The organism is Amycolatopsis sp. NPDC049868, from assembly GCF_044461365.1.
GTDB lineage: Bacteria > Actinomycetota > Actinomycetes > Mycobacteriales > Pseudonocardiaceae > Amycolatopsis.
Map to the genome: position 1 here is coordinate 13595 of NZ_JBITKV010000001.1, position 16705 is coordinate 30299.

The following is a 16705-nucleotide window of genomic DNA, read 5'->3' on the forward strand; positions in this document are numbered from 1 at the left end:
ACCGGTGGGTACTAGATCGAATACATCCGTACTGTGATTCGTACGTTAGACACAGGTGCGGCAAGACCGCAAGCCCCGATGCGAGCGCGCGGTGGAGCGGTTTCAGGCCTGGTCGGGCTTGCCGAGAGCGGCGAGCACGAGGCCTCCGAGTTCCGTGTAAGCGTCGGCCATGGCCAGTCCGGACCGGTCGAGAAGTTCACCGTGCTGGATGCCGTCGATGAGCAGACTCACCGCCGCGCCGACGAAATCGGCGTTGAGGGCCCGAAAAGCTCCGGAGGCGACACCGTCCTGAATGGACTCACGAACCCGGTGCGCAGTCGCGAGCGAGTACTTCGCGTACACCTCTGAGGTGGCCGCGGAACCGACCAGATCGGCATAGCACTCCGGCGACATCCGCCGCATTTCCACGCCGAGTCCCGCGAGGTACTCGGCGATCCGCCGTGGCGGATCCGTTATCGGACCCGCCTTCTCTTCGACCCGCGCCGTCGCCTCCTGAAAGAAGTGCCGTACCGCGACCACGACCAGCTGCTCCTTGCTGCCGGCGATCGAGTACAAGGTCGACTTCGAACACTGGAGCCTGCTCGCCAGGTCGTCAACGGTCAGCCCGGCGAAGCCCTCGGCCAGGATGATGTTCTCCAGTCGCTGAAGTAGTTCCTCGCGCCGGGCTTCCGACATCCGCCTGCTCCGCCCGCCCGTGCGGGGACCTGGCGGAGTCATCCATGGTGGCTTCGCGCTCATGGTTGCGTAGCCTTGCACATGCCAGCCGGGCTGGCCTGAATGGCGGTACCACCGTACCCTGATCGGTACCCTCAGGGAAGAAGCCCGAAGCGCCGTGCGGTGACCACAGCCTCCATCCGGGATCTGGCGACGAGCTTGCGCATCGCGCTGCGAAGATAGCTTTTCACCGTTTCCATGGTAATTCCGAGATCCTCGGCCACCTGGGCGTTGGTCCAGCCGAGCGCGACACAGGCGAGCACGTCCAGTTCGCGGGTGGACAAGGCCGGGGTCGAATCCCGCCGGGGCCGGCCTCCGCCGACGGTGGCCAGCTTGTCGCAGACCATCCTGACCTGCTGGCGCACCACCGCGTCGTCGAGCCGCTGGCTGATGACCCGCAGTTCCGTGTACGCCTCCCGGACCAGTTCCCACTGCGGACGGTCGGAGGCGGACGCGTCGTTACGAGCGAGCCAGGACAGACGGCGGGTCACCTCGTCCCGTACGGCGAGACTCTGCTCCAGATCCCGTGCCGCTTCGACCACCGACTGCACCACAAGGTCACCCAAGGGCACGGAACTTCGCAACGCGCCGTAGAGCACGCCCCGTACCGTCCTGCCGACGACGACCGGTACCGCGACCATCGCGCGGAGTTCTTCGGCGACGATGATGTGGTCGTAGTGATGGCTTATCCCCGGCGAGCGCACGTAGTCGTTGACGACCACGGGACGTCGCACCGCGACCGCCTTTCCGCCCAGCCCGCGCCCGTATTCGAGGGTGACTCCGCGCAGAGCGCCGGTGCTCGTGCCCGCGATCTGACTGAGTTTGACCCGCCTGTCGGTGGTGATCTCGCCACCGAAGGCCAGAGGGAGACCGGTGACCTGGCGCATTCGGATCAGCGCGCGATAGATCTCTGGCCGGTCGTCGACAACCTCGTGCCGGCTCACGCCGCCTCCTCGATGTCGTTCGAAAGCACCGCTCCCCTCAGCCGGGGGTAGCTGGAGCCAGCGATGTGATGGAACATTTTTCAACCATACGATCGAAAAGCGTATCGCGTGGCTCGCAATGTCGGGAGCGGCTATGACCAGCACAGCGCAGTGCCCACTGGTGAATGTCCGATCCCGGGCCATTGTGGACAGTCGACCCGGTGTCAGGATCGCCGAGCACCGGATCGCGAGGTAGCGCCCCCCTCCCCGCCGCGCTGAGTCATCGGCCGCCGAGCCACACCCGGCTACCGCGCCGGGCGATCTTCGACGCCCGTTCCGGGCGAAAACCCACGGCCCTCTCCGGTCATTCCGGAGGGAGCGGGTGACCCCTGCGCGGGTCACCCGCGACCCGAAGTCCCCGAGCCCGCCACAGCGACGCGGCGGATGCGCGTTTCTCGGGCTTCGGGCAGTACGTCACCTTCCAGGCCCCAAGGAGGCAACGATGCCGAAACCAGAAAACGACCGGCAGCCCGCCGTGAACGGTGCGTCGACCGAGACCACGAGGCGAAGGTTCGTACTGGGAGCGGCGGCCGGTATGGCGTCGATCGCCCTGTGCGGAGCCACGGGACGGGCCTCGGCCGCACCGTCCGGCACCGGCGCCGTGGTAGTGGGTGAGCGGCAGGTCGGCGACGGGGTGCTCGACCTTGCCGTTCTCTCCCCTGCGCTCGGGACCACCGCGATGGTGCGACTGCTGCTTCCAGAAGGCTGGACGTCCTCGCCTTCGCGTACCTGGCCGGTGCTTTATCTGCTGCACGGTGCCGGCGACGACTACACGTCGTGGACCCGGTCCACCGATGTCACCCGGCTGACCTGCGGGAAGGGCATGCTCGTCGTGATGCCCTCGGGCGGCCGCAACGGCTTCTACTCGGACTGGCTCAACTACGGAGCAGGCGGGACGCCGAAATGGGAAACCTTCCACCTGACCGAGTTGAGGCAGCTTCTCGAACGTGGCTACGGGGCGGGTTCCGAACGCGCCATCGCCGGACTGTCGATGGGCGGACTCGGCGCGATGGCGTACGCGGCACGGCATCCCGGCATGTTCGTCGCCGCGGCGTCGTACAGCGGGGTGGTGCACACGACCTATCAAGGGGCGAGAGGAAGCAGTCTCATCCAGGGCGTCCTGATCAAGGAAGGCCTCGACCCGTTCGCGTTGTGGGGTGACCCGCAGCTCAACGCCGACGTCTGGGCCGCGCACAATCCCTACGCGCTCGCGCCGCAGTTGACCGGGATCCCACTCTACGTGGCGTGCGGCAACGGGCAACCCGGCCCGCTGGATCCGCCGGGGACACCGCCGGATCCGCTGATCGAACCGCTGTGCGGTGAGATGAGCACGGCGTTCGTACAGCGGCTGCGTGAGGTCGGCGCGACGGTGACGGCGGATCTGTACGGACCGGGAACGCATTCGTGGCCGTGGTGGCAGCGTGACCTGCACCGGTCGTTGCCCCTGCTCGCCAACGCGATCGGATCCGGCGCGGACGGATAATCGGTGGCGGGCAACATGGCCGTTGAGCCGGGCCTGTCCCCCAATGCCACATTGGCGCCAGTGCCGGGTCTGTGCGCAGCCGTGCCGACGGTGCAAGCAGGCTTTCCGGGAGCTGATCACCCAAAGCCGGCCACCGTCGGGGTGTGAATTCACCGGTATCCGCGGTGAGCAGGGTGAGGGCCTTGCCGGGTGCGTCCGAGTCGAGTCAATGGGCAACTCTGGTCTACGCCGCACAGGAACAGGGTGGGCCACCGTCCGGCGAGGTACGGAAGTACCTGTGTCTCGACTTGAGCTCGGAGGCCGAGATGAGGCTGTCAATTGATTGTGTCGCGGTGCTGAGACCGGCGTCTTGGTGGCGTGTGCGGCCTTGCCGCGTCGACGCGGTGGCCGGGTTTCACCGCCGCCGCGTCGGTGCGGGGAGCGCGTTCTGTCTTCGCGTTCCCGGTAGTGCTCGGGCGATCGGCATCAGTGCCGTGATGTGTCACCGGCGCGCGGCGGCGCCGATGGATACGGCCTCGAAGACCAGGGCGCTGGCGGTGGCCGATTCGCTTGTCTCACAGTTGCTTCCTGGCTGCAGGAGGAGATGTGGTCGCAGTGTCTGCATCGTGCCGAGTGCACCAGGTGACCGGGATTCTGAGCGCGTTCTTGGGTGTTCCGCTAGTCGATGCGCTGTCACGGTTGCGTGCTTACACGTTCAGTCATGTGCGGCCGATCGTCGAGTGACACGGAAGTCGTCACGGAGCGTCTTCGGCTGCCGAGGGATTCCGACGACGGTTGAACCGATACGTTGTTTCCCTCCGGACGGTCGCCCGGCTTGTGAGGAAAGAGATGACAAACCGAGAACAGCGCATTGCCGCCACCTTGTCGAACTCGCCGATACCTTGGTGAAGGATTTCGATCTGGTCGAGTTACTGAACCTGCTGGCTGTTCGTTGCACGGAACTGTTGAGTGTCTCGGCCGCGGCTTTGCTGCTGGCGCCTCCTGAGACGGGGCTTCGTCCGATGACGACGTCTGGCTCGGATTCCGGGTTGTCCGATCTACTGGCGGTGGCTCAGTACAACGGCCCGGCTCGGGAAAGTCACCGTGAGGTGACTTCTGTCGGCCCGGTCGACATCGGTAGCGCGTGTTGCCGATGGCCTGACTTCTGCGGTGCGGCGGAGAACGCCGGGTACCTCCAGGTGTGTTCGGTGCCGATGTGACTGCGTGACGATATCCTCTCGACGCCTTGCTCTTGCTCCATGCCGAGCTGGCACAGGCGCACCCTGACGCCGCTACGATCGGGATCTTGCACGGACGAGCCCTCCGTCAGCAGTCCGGTCTCGCGACTCAGCTGCACACCGCGTTGCGAAACCGGATCCTGATAGAACAGGCAAAGGCATCCTCGCCGCACGGCGGGGTACCAGCGTTGACGGTGCTCTCGAGCTGACACGTGACCACGCCCGGCACCACCGCCGCCGGATCGGCGAGGTCGCCCGCCACGTCGTCGACACCAGCGGCGCCCTACCCACTTTCGACGACGTCTAGAAGCGTCACCAGCTGACGCGGTCGGCTTCCGCTGGCCAGTCCGGAACCAGGCCGCCACTCGCGACCTCCGCACGCCCGCAGGCCTTTCGGATCGCCGGCGATGCCCGGTTCGATACTGACCAGCGGTAGTCGACTTCGCCGGGCCCCTGATGCGATCTTGGCGCACGGGTTTGCCTGCGCCGCACCCTGAATGCCGGCGTCACGAGGACACCAGCGTCTCAAGGACCTTCACCGCTCCTCGCACGCCGTCCTCCCCCCGGATCAGCGCACCGAGCTCCTCAGCGCGCGCGGCCATCCGGTCGTCCAGTGCCTGATGGATCGCGTCCGCCAGGCCGGAAACGGTGAGTTCCCGCAAGGGTTGCGGGTCCGGCGCGACTCCCAGCGCACGCAGCCGCCGCCCGAAGAACGGCTGATCGAACATGAACGGGCAGACCACCTGAGGCCGTCCCGCCGCCAGAGCCGCCCCGGTCGTGCCCGCTCCGCCGTGATGCACGACCACCGCCATCCGGGGGAACAGCCAGTCGTGCGGCGCCTGCTCCAGGCAGTAGGTGTCGTCACCCCGACCCGTCGGCCAGATCCCGCCACGCCCCACCGCGACGACGGCTCGGATCCCGGATTCCCGCACGACGTCCGCGACGATCCTACCGATCCTGCCGGGATCGCTGCCGACCATGCTCCCGAAGCCGAGATACACCGGAGCCTCGCCTGCCTCCAGGAAGGCGCTCAACTCGGTGGGCGGGACCCAGTCCCCGGCCGCGGGCAAGAAGAAGAATCCAGGTGTCCGCACCGAATCCGGGTAAGGGGTCCCGGACGGCACCAGATGACGGCTGAACGCCTGGAGCGCCGTTGCCGGTGCCCCGTCCGGACGCCGGAACGGATCGTTCGCGAACCGGCGTCGCGGTAGACCGAGGCTCGCGCGCCAACGCCTGGTCCCGCCGGTGAACGCCTGCACGAACAGCTTCGTCGTGACGTACGAAGCCCGGTTGAGGCACGCGGGCAGCCCATAGGGGAAGAGCGGGTCCGGGAAGGCCGCCGTCGGCACCCAAAAGGGTTGCAGGCACACCGGGACGGCGGGCACTCCGAGCACCTCGGCGATCGTGTGCCCGGGAACGTTGACCTGGTGCACGACGACGTCGGCGTCTCCGGCGGCGGCCATCTCCACGGCCAGTTCGCCGAGGTCGTCGAATACCTTTCGCATCGCGAAGCGGTTACGGCGCAGGAATTCCCAGCCGAGCCGTTTTCCCCGCAACCCACGAAAGTTGCGCTCGACGGCCTCCCAGGCGTCACGGTCGCCGACCAGCTTGTTGGTCCCGTCGTCGAGGAGGACGATCCGCTCGCAGTACGGAGCAGCGAGCCCGGCCGACGACGCCGGGCCTGCGAGCACCACCTCATGCCCGGCGTCAGTCAGAGCGGAAGCGAGCGCCGCGAAGGGCTGGACATCGCCCCTGCTCCCGTGGGTGATCAGCAATGCCTTCATCGGCCGTCCCTACGCCGACGCGCCGACGATGAGCAGCTGCTCCCGGAGCTCCCCGGTGATCGCCTCGACGTCTTCTTGACCGAAGAACCGGTTGGTGAACACGTAAAGCACGGTCAGTCTCCCGCGGTAGGTCGACACGTAGTAGCCGGGGAAGTAGGTATCTCCGACGGTGTTGAGGATGTGGAAGTCGGTGTAGGTGGCTCCGTCCGGCTCGGGGAAGGGGTCGATCACGCCGAGGTTGCTGATCAGCGCGAAAGAGAGGTTGCGCTCGAGTGAGTCCTCCAACGGCGCGGTGGCGCGCGCTCCTTCAGGCGAAGCCAGGACCGCGTCCATCTGTGCCTTGACCGCCTGCCCGATCAGCACCGGGCTCATCCTGGTGGACACCGGCACCTCGGCCACATAGGACATCATGAAGTTCGTCGTCTCCACCAAGCCGACCGGCGGTTCCACCCGCTGCCGGAAGTCGACCGGCGAAACGCTGTACATCGGCGCGGTCTCCCGCCCGCCGGCATGCACACGCTGCGCCAGCAGGATCGCACCACAGACCAGTCCGTGCACCGTGGTCTCGTATCGGCGCGCCGCCCGCTTCACCCACTCCGTCTCCTCCTCTCCCAAAGTGAGGCGGCCGCTGATCAGGCCGGCCGGATCCCTCGGCACGTCCGGTAACGCCGCGGTGCGGAACAGCCTGCGGTCGTAGGGAATCAGTCCCAGTCTCCGATGGAACAGCTCCGCGGGGGGCGACGGCAGCGAGTCTCCCGGTTCAGGTGTCGTCTCCTCCCCCTCGGCGAGGGCGCGGTAGAACCACAGGAGCCGCCGGAACGTACCCAGCCAGGCGTTGGCATCGGTGATGGAGTGATCGGTTCGGAGTGAGAGAAAGCCATGCGCGTCACCTCGAACGAGGACGAGGTCCGCGACGCCGTTCGTGGCGTCCCAAGGCAGTTCGGCGATCTTCTCCAGCACATCGGGAACGTCGTCGAGCACGATCAGTTCCGGCCGGTACCCCGGCGCGACCGCCAGCACGGGATCGTGAGTATTCCGACGGATCCGGGACCGCAGCACCGGATTTTCCAGGCACAGCAGGTGGAACGCCTCATCCAGCACCTCGGGATCCACGTCCCCCTGGTATTCCGCGGCCATGATGACGACCCGGTCGAGATGCGCCAGTTCCAGGTAGTTCAGCAGGCGTTCGGGCAAGGTCATTTCAGCTTCCATTCCCTGGTGAAGAACTGTGTGCCGTTGACGAGGACCTCCGCGGAGACGGCCGCTTCCGCGGCCCCCATGGCGATCTCGGCGCGGACCGCGATGTAGTCGCCGTCCGCCGTCACCGCGTTTTTCTCGCCGGACGCCGTCATCCTGGCGGCGGCCGGGTCGTTCCCGGGGACGTCCAACTCCACGAGCGTCGACATCGCCAGACGTCCGCTTTCGGGAAGGCGGACCTGGTCTTTCTTCGCCACGGTCAGCCGGGTGGCCGAACCGAGCCGGTCACGGGTGAACTCCCAACGGTCCCCCGGCGAAGCCTCTCGCCGAGAGAACCGCCGCTCCAGAGGCGGAACCAGGATTTCGCCGAGCGACTCCGGGTCGCACACCGGCAGGCTCAGCGTGGTGGCCGCGATCCCGTCGTAGTCCTCCGCCGCGAGACCGACATAGTCACCGGATCCCTGGATGGCCCTCACAGCGATCCGCCCGGCGTCGGGCTCCGGCCACAGCCTCGGGATGTCCGACTCCGCCAGTACCAGCCGCACCCGGTGTCCTGACGGCACTTCGTAGCAGGTCGGGTCCAGCATCACCGGCACGGCTTCAGCCTCGACGATGCCCGACAGATCGACGGTGCCCATCGTGACGAGCAGCGAACGGTCCTGTTCGTCGACGTCGGTCACCTTCACCACGCAACGCCGGGCGGTCGTCCCCCGGCCGAGTACCAGCCGGACCAGCGGACGGCCCGCGATCAGGACCGGCTCCGGCAGCGGGGCGCTGGTGAACGCGAGTGAGCGGGCGTCGTCCTCGTGCTGGTTGAGCGGATAGCCGAATCGGTCGATGGGGTGTTTGGTCAGCCCGCTCAACGCGCCGACCGTAGGATCGCTCCGGCCCGAAACCGTGACGACGGCGGACCGTCTTCCCGCCGCCGAAGACCGGTAGAGATACCCGGATCGGGAGGCGACGAAGACGTGATCCGCCTTCTTCTCCGGTGGCCACCGTTCCGCTTGAGCCCACCGCGAACCGTTGCCCTGGACATAGACCGCCGCCGGGTGCTCGACCGCTTCCCCTCGTGCCTCGCCTTCCCCGCGTGCTTCGCCGTGCAGCCACCGGTCCCACCACGCGCAGGCGAGGGCAGCCGACGGGAACGGGGCGACGCCCGCCACATCCGGGAAGGTATGCAACCACGGTCCGACCACCAGCTTCTTGGGCGCCTTGATCTGCTGGTACGCGGTGATCATCCCTTCGCAGAACAGGTCGCGCCATCCCGCGACGCAGAGCGACGGAACGTTGATCCGGCGCGCGTCCACCCGGCGTTGCGCCCAGACCTCGCTGCCTGGCGGATGATTCCACGAGTCGACGAACCACGGTTCGAAATGCTCCAGCCGCTCCTTCCACAAACCCTCGTACTCCGCTTTGTCCCCGGCTCGCAACGGAGGCAGCAGGGCGCAGAAGATCTGGTAGAGGCTCAGATGCCCGAACATCCCGATCCCGCCCCGGAACCCCGCGGGATGCACCAGTTCCCGTTCGACATCCGTCCAGCCCATCACCGGGAAGATCGCCTTCAGCTGCGGCGGGCGGCGGGCCGCGACGGCCAGTGTCGTCATCCCACCGTGGGAAAGGCCCCACATGCCCACGCGTCCAGCGCACCAGGACTGGGCCGCCGCCCATTCCACGGCGGAGACCCCGTCGTCGACCTCGCCCGTGCTCAGGATCGGCCGCGGTGTTCCTTCGGACGTTCCAATGCCGAAGCAGTCGACGTAGAGGACCGCGTAACCGCGTTCGGCGAAATAGCGCAGGTACCGCCTGGCCGCGATGCCGCCGAGCCCGTCCTTGCGCCCGGTGTGGAGAGTCACCAGCGCGGGAACCGCGCGCTGCGTCTTCGGCAGGTACAGGTCCGCGCCGAGGGTCAGCCCCGGCACACTGGAAGGGACACGCACATCGCCGTGGAACTCGACGGCGTACCGGGGCGGGCGGGAACGGGGCACCCTGCGGGGGCGGCGGTTCACGACGTCTCCCCCGGTTTCCGCGGCCGTGTCCAGCGCAGCGCCGCCCCACCCCAGCTCATCCCACCGCCGAAGGCGGCCAGCACTACCACGTCGTCGTCGAAGACCAAGCCCGAACGGACCGCGTCGTCGAGGGTGATGGGCACGGACGCGGCACCCGTGTTGCCGTAGCGCCCGACGGTCAAATGCATCTGCTCTGGCCGGAGTTCCAGCGCCTCGGCGAGGTCCTTGAGCATCAGCCCGTTGGCCTGGTGCGGGATGAGCAGGTCGATGTCGGACACGGCCAGTTCCGCTGACTTGGCCACCTCGGCGATCACGTCCGGCAAGACCCGGGAAGCGAGGTCCCGGACCTGTCTCCCCCGCATCGCGAAGAAATGTTCGCCCCCGGCGAGGGTCTCCTCGCTGGGCGGACGCCTGCTGCCACCGCCGGGGACGGTGACGTAATCCGCCGTCGTACCGTCGGAACCGAGCGTGGACGCCAGCAGGCCGCGGCCGTTGCCCCGTTTGCCGAGTACGACGGCACCCGCGCCGTCACCGAAGAGCACGCAAGTACGTTTGTCGGTGTAGTCCAGTATCCGCGAGTAGGTATCCGCTCCGATCACCAAGGCGTTGCGGGGCACCGGATCCATGTCGAGCAGCGCATGCGCGGTGATGAGCGCGAAGACGAAACCACTGCATACCGAATCGACGTCGAACGCCGCGGCGCGGACAGCGCCCAGATTCGCCTGGACCGCGCAGGCGGTGGCCGGGATCGGCTGGTCGGGGGTCGACGTCGCCACGATCACGAGATCGAGGTCGACCGCGGTGAGGCCTGCCATCTCTAGCGCGCGCTCCGCCGCGCGTGTCGCGAGATCGGAAGTCGCCTCCTCGGGCGAGGCCACCCGGCGTTCCTCGATCGCCGTCTTGTCGAAGATCCACTGTTCGCCGAGTCCGAGCCGGGTGCCGAGCTCGGCGCTGGTGAGCACTCTTTCGGGAAGATACGAACCGGTTCCGAGTATTGCGGTGTTCATCGGGGATGGCCTTCCTGCGGGGTTCTGGGGTACGCGGGGTCATTCGGCGACCTTCGTGCGGTCACACCAGACGAAGACGTCGGCCGTTTCCGGCGCGCCGTCACGGGTGAAATGCTCATAACCGGCGCGGAACGGGATCTTCAAGTGATCACGGGAAAGCTCGGCGACGGTGACGAACACGGTTTCGGGCATTCCGTCGGGTGCGCCCTTCAACGTCACTTTCACGTCCGGTTCGATCGAGCCCATGGGTTCGACCTTCCTCCTTTCCACACGGACGGCGCGTCATCCGACACGCCGGTGATAGCCCCGCAACGCCAACGGGAAGAACACGGCCAGCACGGCAGCCGACCAGAGGAGAGCACCGGTGACGGGAGCCGCGACCGGGCCGCCGTCGAGCAGCCCGCGTTCCGCATCCGCGAGCAAGCTCACCGGGTTGAGCTCCGACCAAACGCGCAACCAGCCCGGAAGGGTCGCGGAGGGGACGAAAACACTGCTGGCGAACACCATCGGCATGAATACGGCGATCGCGGTGCCCTGTACGGTGTCCGGCTGCCGCAGCACCATGCCCAGGAACACGGTGACCCAGCAGAAGCACAACCCGGCCAGCACGAGCAAGCCGGCACCGGCGAGCACTTCGAGCGGGCCCGTGCGGATCCGGAAGCCCAGTGCGGTACCGACCACGAGGACGACGACGATCGCCACCAGATAGCGGATCGTGCCGGCCAGCACCGCCCCGGCCAGCGGCGCGGACCGGGCGATCGGCATGCTGCGGAGCCGATCGAACACGCCGGTGCCGACGTCGGTGTTCAGGCTGACCCCGGCCGACAACGTGGCCATGAGCACGCTCGGCGCGAGCAGCCCCGGAACCAGCCGCTGTAGATAAGTGTCCGGGCTGCCGGCGATCGCCCCGCCGAACAGGTAGGCGAACATTACGAGGAACAACAGGGGCTGCACGGTGACATCGACCAGATAGGCGGGATTGCGGCGGATCTTGCGGAGTCCTCGGCCCGCGAGGATCAGGCTGTGCCGGGCCGCGTCCGCCGGGCGGATGCTCATACCTTGCTCCCCTCCGGTAGCTGGCGTTCCGCCCGACTACCGGTGAGAGCGAGGAACACCTCATCGAGACTCGGCAGCCGCAGGGCCAGTTCGTCGACGGTGAGGCCCGCCTGGTCCAGCCTGCGGACCAAGGTCGACAACAGGACGGGATCGTTGAGCGATGCGGACAACATCCCCGTGGCCGGATCGGCGGACGGGGCGGTGCCCGCCACCTTTTCCATCGTCCGCGCCACCGCGCCCCGGTCCGACGGCACGGACGGCCGGACCTGCACCGTCTGTCCGCCGACACGGCGTTTCAGCTCGTCCGCTGTCCCTTCGGCCACCACTTGCCCTTGGTCGAGCACGGTGATCCGGTCCGCGAGCCGGTCGGCCTCCTCGAGGTACTGCGTCGTGAGCACCGCCGTGACACCGTCCGCCACGAGGCCACGGACGACCTTCCACAGTTCCCAGCGCACGTACGGGTCCAGGCCAGTTGTCGGCTCGTCGAGGCAGAGCACCCGCGGTTCCCCGATCAGGCTCGCCGCCAGATCCAGGCGGCGGCGCTGTCCGCCGGAATAGGTTCCCGCCGCACGGGAGGCGATCTCACCGATACCGAAGCGTTCCAGCAGTTCCGTGGCACGCCGGCGGGCCACGGAACTGGAAAGCCCGGACAACCGTCCGATGAGCAGGAGGTTTTCCGTGCCGGTCAGGTCACCGTCGACGGACGCGTACTGCCCGGTGAGGCCGATCAGCCCGCGCACCGGGACGGGGTCCGCCACGACGTCGAATCCCGCGACAGTCGCCGACCCGGCGTCCGGGCGGAGCAGAGTGGCCAGAATCCGGACCATCGTTGTCTTGCCGGCGCCGTTCGGCCCCAGCACGCCGATGACCGTGCCCGTCCGCACGGCCAGATCCACTCCGTCCAGTGCCACCGTCCTGCCGAACTTCTTGACCAGGCCGCGCACTTCGATCATCGAAGACAATTCATCCTCGTTTCGGACCACTGGAGTCGTCTTTCTCTTTCGAATATCACTCGCTCAGTGTTCGCGCCGAGCACGGAGGACGGCAATCCGATAGACGAAGCAGCGCAGCCGAATCGTGGTCGCGATCAAGCGCACGAGAAAAGGGGCACCGAATCCGACGATCGGCACCCCGAACAGCTCTTACGATTCAGCCTCCGCCCGAGCGGCGAAGGGTCTCCGAAGGACGCTCCCCGAACCGCCGCTGATACCGCGCGGCAAAATGACCGCCGTGCAGGAAACCCCATTCCGCGGCGATCTCGGTCACCGTTACCGCGTCGGATTGCGCCGCCACGAGCTGGTCTCGCACACGTCTCAGCCGTACTTCGCGGAGATACTCCATCGGCCCCATGTTGAAATGCTTGCGGAAACCCAGCTGCAACGACCGCGCGGTGACGTCGGCCTCACGTGCCAGGCTCGCCGTGGTGTGCAACCGCTTCGGATGACCTTCGATCCATTCGAGGGCGATGCTCACCGCACGGGTCGGCGCGGCCGACACCTCACCCTTGAGCATCCTCGTGTAGTTGTGCTCGTGCCCCACCAAGAGTGCACTCATCAGCGTGTTCTCGAACCGGTCGGCGACGGCGGACTGCTCGATGAGCGAACCCGGCCGATCCAGCTCGGAAACGAGCAGATCCAGGGCATGACACCAGCTCCGCCCGTAACCCGAACGGATGTCCATCGCGGGCGCGAACCGCAACGGTCGCCGCAAGGGCGCACCCAACAACTCAGCCAGACATGCCTCCATCGGCGCACGTTCGAGCCGCACGATGAGCTGGACACAGTCCGACGGCCAGCGCATATGAACCTGGTCCGTCGGGGAAACCACGCACGCCATATCCGTCGTAAGCGCGACCCTGTCCGGCCCGCAACGGATCTCGGCGAGCCCCGAAAGCGGGACCAGCACCGCGAAGAACGTCTCGGTCGGTTCGCAGTCGATGCGCACGTCCGCACCATAGGAAAGCAGGCTGACCGACGTCGCGCGCATCCGAGCTGAATGCATTCTCGCGTCGAGCCGGACACCGCCGCCGATCAGGTCGATGTCGTGTGGCGTGAATACCCGACCCATCACCTCGCGAACATGATCCCGATCACAAGAATGGAAAACCTGGTAACGCGCGAGCGGCAACCGTGCCACGGGGCCATCTCCCCTGAGCAAAACGGGCCTCCATTCGAATCGAGCTGATTTGACGGCGAGTGCCTCATCGCACTTCGATGATCATTCTCCGCGAATCACCCTGAAACGAACTCCGCCGTAAGCATGAAGCCTGCTGCGTGCCGCACGGCTCAGCGTGGACAATTCAGCGGTTTCGCCACCATGACCGCCCGCGAAAGGGAACCGTCCTTGTCCCGCACCCCATCGTAGAAGAGTCGCCGAAGCCTTCGCATCGGTCGAAGGGACGAATATCGTCACACGATGCCGGCGTCACGGGCGAAGGCGGCCAACTGCGTCCTGCTCCGCAGGTCCAGTTTCGTGAGCATGCGAGAAACGTGGGTCTTGATCGTGGACTGGCTCAGACCGAGCTCGTCCGCGATCTCGAGGTTCGAGCAGCCGCCCGCGAGTAGCCGGACGACACTCAGTTCGCGCTCTGTCAGCGACACTACGGCTTGGGCACCGTTCTCCGGCGGATCGACCTGCCGCACACTCTTCAGCAGATCACCGGCCGCCACCGGCGAAAGCCAGCCTTCCCCCGACGCGACTGCCCGGACTACCGGATTCCATTCACCTCCGCAAGGCTCACCGACCACGTACCCGCGCACACCCGCCCGCGCGGCGGCCATGACGTCGCCGTCGGCATAGGTCTCGGCGAGGATGATCACCGCGGGCACTCGATCACCCGCGACCCGGAGGATGTCGCTCGCGACCGAGATGGCGTCGTATCCCGGCACGGCACGCCAGAGAAGCACGATGTCCGGCTCGAACCGGTCCAACGCGAGCACGATGTCCCCCCAGGACAACGGCGCTTCGTGATCGATCTCGACCCCGGGGCCGAGATCGGAGAGCGCGGGCCTCTCATCGGCAGGCGCCAGAACGACCAGCAGCCGGATCACCTTTGCCGGCTCCCTTCTCCGTGAGTAGCGCCGGTCAACCGTTTCACCTCCGTGGCCTGTCCCGAGATTCGGGGTTGATCATGGAATGTAGTGCCAGGGCGACGATCAGTGCTATCAAGAAAGCGTGCTTCTTGATCCCAATGGCGCGCAAAGTCGAGGAGAAGGTCGACGGTGTCGTGTTCGCGAGGCCGGCGACACGGCCGTTGAGCCTGACATGCCCCCAATGCCACATTGAGGTTTTCTCAGTAGTGGTGTCTGGGGGTGGGGTCTGTTGGGACGGAGAGCCTTGCTAGGGCTGGATTTGCGAAGATCAAGTCTGGCTGCGAAGGCTCTCCAGGCTCCGTAGCGTAGCGGGCGCAGCAGTTCCCCCGCGCCTGTGGCGCGGGCGTAGCGTTTGACGGTATTCCGCGAGCAACCCAGCCGCGCGGCGCGAACAGCATCTACATGGGATCAAACCCCTCGTGAGCTGCTGATTTCCGCGACGACCGTTATCGAACGCCGCCGTCGCATGGCCCGGTGACGGCCATGAGCAACCCGAGTCAGACAGCTTCACCCATCATCCCCCGCGACCTCGCTCTAGGGCGTGTCCTGCGGATCTTTTCCATGATCGTGTGCAGATGGTGGTGAGCTGACGGACAAGGCATGGGCGGTGATCGCGCCGCTGCTGCCTGCGGAGTCGGGGCAGCTGGTGGGCGGTGGCGTAGTCACCGGCAGGCGATCGACGCGATTCTGTGGCATGAACGCACCGGTGCGCCGTGACTTGAACTGCCGGAGCGGTATGGGCCGTGGAAGACCGCTCATGAGCGATTGCGGAAGTGAACCGCGGACGGGACCTGGGACCGGATCCTGGAGCATGTGATCGTCAAAGACGACTCTTTGGGGAGGTTGGAGGACAACGTCGAGTTCGTGGTCAGTGTCGATTCCACGAGTGTCCAGGCGCATAAGCACGCGGTCGGCGCCCGGAAAGAGGGGCTGCGCGGGCTGGATCGAGGAGCTCGCCGTCGACGGCGAGTGCCTCGGCCGTTCCCGAGGCGGACTGACGACCAAGCTCCACTTGGCTGTCGACGCGGCGGGGCTGCCGTTGGCGGTGATCCTCGCCCCAGGCCAGGCCGGAGACAACCCACAACTGCTGCCACTGCTGGACGAGATCCGGGACCTGGAGGTGGACGGGCAGAGAGTGCGGGTGGGGCGGGTGCTGGCCGACAAGGCCTACACCCACCCCAGCACCCGCAAGGCGTTACGAGAACGACGGATCAAGGCCACCATTCCCGAACGCGCCGACCAGATCGCCCGACGCACAGCCAAAGGCAGCGCGGGTGGCAGGCCACCGGCCTTCGACCGCGAACTCTACAAACTCCGCAACGTCGTCGAGTGAGGTGCCCCGCGCTTTCCGGACAGTCGGCCCACTAAGGTGGGAGAGACTGGATCGGAGAATAGATTGTCTCAGCGTCGGCGGAAGTTTCGCCTGAGTTCAAGGACGAGGCCGTGAAGATGGTTCTGGACGGGTCCAGGCCAATTGCCCAGGTCGCCCGGGATTTGGACATTGTCGAGCAGACTCTCCGAAATTGGGTGATCTAGTCCGCCGCGACTTCACCGCCGACATCCCGGGCGCGAAAATGCTTGGAGATTTCACCTATATTCACACATGGGAAGGATGGCTTTATCTCGCAACAGTCATCGACTGTCATACCATGAAAATCATCGGCTGGTCGATGGCCGATCACATGAAAGCCTCACTCGTCTGCAACGCCATGATGATGGCCACCGGGAACATCGCCATACCTGCCGACGCCATCTTCCACTGCGACCGCGGCGTCCAACATACTTCCAGTGAATACCGCGAGATTCTCCGCGAACTCGGCATTCAATCCTCAGTCGGGCGAACCGGCGTCTGCTGGGACAACACCCTCGCCGAATCAGTAAACGCAAGCATCAAGAACGAACTCGTGCACCGCACCATATTTCCCACCCGAGAACAGGCCCGTCAAGCTATTGTCAAATGTATCGAAGGCTTCTACAATCAGCGACGTCTTCACTCGAGACTCGACTACAAGACACCCCACGAAGTCCACACCGAGTACCTGAAGCACGACGTCGCAGCATGAGAAACCACTAAGCGACTGTCCGGAAGACGCAGGGCAGCTCAGTGCCATGAACCCGCCCGCATGGCTGCACGACCACCGAATATCCTGGAATAGCCACCGCCCA

The 16705-nt window shown here is 66.3% G+C and carries 16 protein-coding genes and 1 pseudogene; 6 read left to right on the forward strand and 11 right to left on the reverse strand.

The annotated features are described in order from the left end of the window. Positions 1 to 102 precede the first annotated feature (102 nt). Both ACIBTM_RS00060 and ACIBTM_RS00065 read right to left on the reverse strand, forming a co-directional pair. Positions 103 to 675 carry a TetR/AcrR family transcriptional regulator gene (locus ACIBTM_RS00060; protein WP_395873972.1) on the reverse strand — a complete coding sequence of 191 codons (573 nt, stop codon included), beginning with the start codon at positions 673 to 675 and terminating at the stop codon, positions 103 to 105. Between the two features lie 134 nt (positions 676 to 809). Next, positions 810 to 1658, reverse strand: coding sequence for a response regulator transcription factor (locus ACIBTM_RS00065; protein WP_395873974.1), 849 nt, complete (start codon positions 1656 to 1658; stop codon positions 810 to 812). A 481-nt stretch (positions 1659 to 2139) separates the two neighbouring features. Between ACIBTM_RS00065 and ACIBTM_RS00070 the strand changes: the two genes are divergently transcribed. The 3 genes from ACIBTM_RS00070 to ACIBTM_RS00080 all read left to right on the forward strand — a co-directional run bounded on the left by ACIBTM_RS00070 (position 2140) and on the right by ACIBTM_RS00080 (position 4704). Then, a complete protein-coding gene (locus ACIBTM_RS00070; RefSeq protein ID WP_395873976.1) occupies positions 2140 to 3180 on the forward strand; it encodes an alpha/beta hydrolase in 1041 nt (346 codons plus the stop codon). A gap of 884 nt (positions 3181 to 4064) precedes the next feature. Continuing rightward, complete coding sequence (locus ACIBTM_RS00075) at positions 4065 to 4379, forward strand: hypothetical protein (protein ID WP_395873978.1); 315 nt, start codon at positions 4065 to 4067, stop codon at positions 4377 to 4379. 178 nt (positions 4380 to 4557) lie between these two features. Next, positions 4558 to 4704, forward strand: coding sequence for a hypothetical protein (locus ACIBTM_RS00080; protein ID WP_395875754.1), 147 nt, complete (start codon positions 4558 to 4560; stop codon positions 4702 to 4704). A 199-nt stretch (positions 4705 to 4903) separates the two neighbouring features. Here the strand turns inward: ACIBTM_RS00080 and ACIBTM_RS00085 are convergent, their stop codons facing one another. From ACIBTM_RS00085 to ACIBTM_RS00125, 9 genes are all read right to left on the reverse strand, one after another. Then, the gene (locus ACIBTM_RS00085) at positions 4904 to 6181 is read right to left on the reverse strand and encodes a glycosyltransferase (RefSeq protein ID WP_395873980.1); all 1278 of its coding nucleotides are present in this window, start codon (positions 6179 to 6181) and stop codon (positions 4904 to 4906) included. 9 nt (positions 6182 to 6190) lie between these two features. Then, the gene (locus ACIBTM_RS00090; protein WP_395873982.1) at positions 6191 to 7381 is read right to left on the reverse strand and encodes a hypothetical protein; all 1191 of its coding nucleotides are present in this window, start codon (positions 7379 to 7381) and stop codon (positions 6191 to 6193) included. After that, positions 7378 to 9384, reverse strand: a complete 2007-nt coding sequence (locus ACIBTM_RS00095) for a CocE/NonD family hydrolase (RefSeq protein ID WP_395873984.1) — start codon at positions 9382 to 9384, stop codon at positions 7378 to 7380. The genes ACIBTM_RS00090 and ACIBTM_RS00095 overlap by 4 nt, the downstream gene beginning before the upstream one ends. Then, the gene (locus tag ACIBTM_RS00100; RefSeq protein WP_395873986.1) at positions 9381 to 10391 is read right to left on the reverse strand and encodes a 3-oxoacyl-ACP synthase III family protein; all 1011 of its coding nucleotides are present in this window, start codon (positions 10389 to 10391) and stop codon (positions 9381 to 9383) included. Before ACIBTM_RS00100 ends, ACIBTM_RS00095 begins: the two co-directional genes overlap by 4 nt. Positions 10392 to 10430: 39 nt before the next feature. Continuing rightward, positions 10431 to 10637 (reverse strand): DUF5988 family protein, encoded by a 207-nt coding sequence (locus ACIBTM_RS00105; protein WP_395873988.1) that lies wholly within the window; start codon positions 10635 to 10637, stop codon positions 10431 to 10433. A 36-nt stretch (positions 10638 to 10673) separates the two neighbouring features. Beyond that, on the reverse strand, positions 10674 to 11447 hold the full coding sequence (locus ACIBTM_RS00110) for an ABC transporter permease (RefSeq protein ID WP_395873990.1): 774 nt from the start codon (positions 11445 to 11447) through the stop codon (positions 10674 to 10676). Beyond that, positions 11444 to 12409, reverse strand: coding sequence for an ATP-binding cassette domain-containing protein (locus ACIBTM_RS00115; protein ID WP_395873992.1), 966 nt, complete (start codon positions 12407 to 12409; stop codon positions 11444 to 11446). Before ACIBTM_RS00115 ends, ACIBTM_RS00110 begins: the two co-directional genes overlap by 4 nt. A 187-nt stretch (positions 12410 to 12596) precedes the next feature. Continuing rightward, positions 12597 to 13514: an AraC family transcriptional regulator gene (locus ACIBTM_RS00120; RefSeq protein WP_395873994.1), complete on the reverse strand. Its 918-nt coding sequence runs from the start codon at positions 13512 to 13514 to the stop codon at positions 12597 to 12599. 341 nt (positions 13515 to 13855) lie between these two features. Beyond that, complete coding sequence (locus ACIBTM_RS00125) at positions 13856 to 14497, reverse strand: LuxR C-terminal-related transcriptional regulator (protein ID WP_395873996.1); 642 nt, start codon at positions 14495 to 14497, stop codon at positions 13856 to 13858. 928 nt (positions 14498 to 15425) lie between these two features. Between ACIBTM_RS00125 and ACIBTM_RS00130 the strand changes: the two genes are divergently transcribed. The 3 genes and pseudogenes from ACIBTM_RS00130 to ACIBTM_RS00140 form a co-directional block, all read left to right on the forward strand. After that, positions 15426 to 15872 (forward strand): transposase, encoded by a 447-nt coding sequence (locus ACIBTM_RS00130; protein WP_395873998.1) that lies wholly within the window; start codon positions 15426 to 15428, stop codon positions 15870 to 15872. Between the two features lie 116 nt (positions 15873 to 15988). Then, positions 15989 to 16075 carry a transposase gene (locus ACIBTM_RS00135; RefSeq protein ID WP_395875755.1) on the forward strand — a complete coding sequence of 29 codons (87 nt, stop codon included), beginning with the start codon at positions 15989 to 15991 and terminating at the stop codon, positions 16073 to 16075. Then, a pseudogene (locus tag ACIBTM_RS00140) lies at positions 16051 to 16602 on the forward strand (IS3 family transposase); the annotation flags it as partial. The gene ACIBTM_RS00135 and the pseudogene ACIBTM_RS00140, both read left to right, overlap by 25 nt. Between the last annotated feature and the right edge of the window lie 103 nt (positions 16603 to 16705).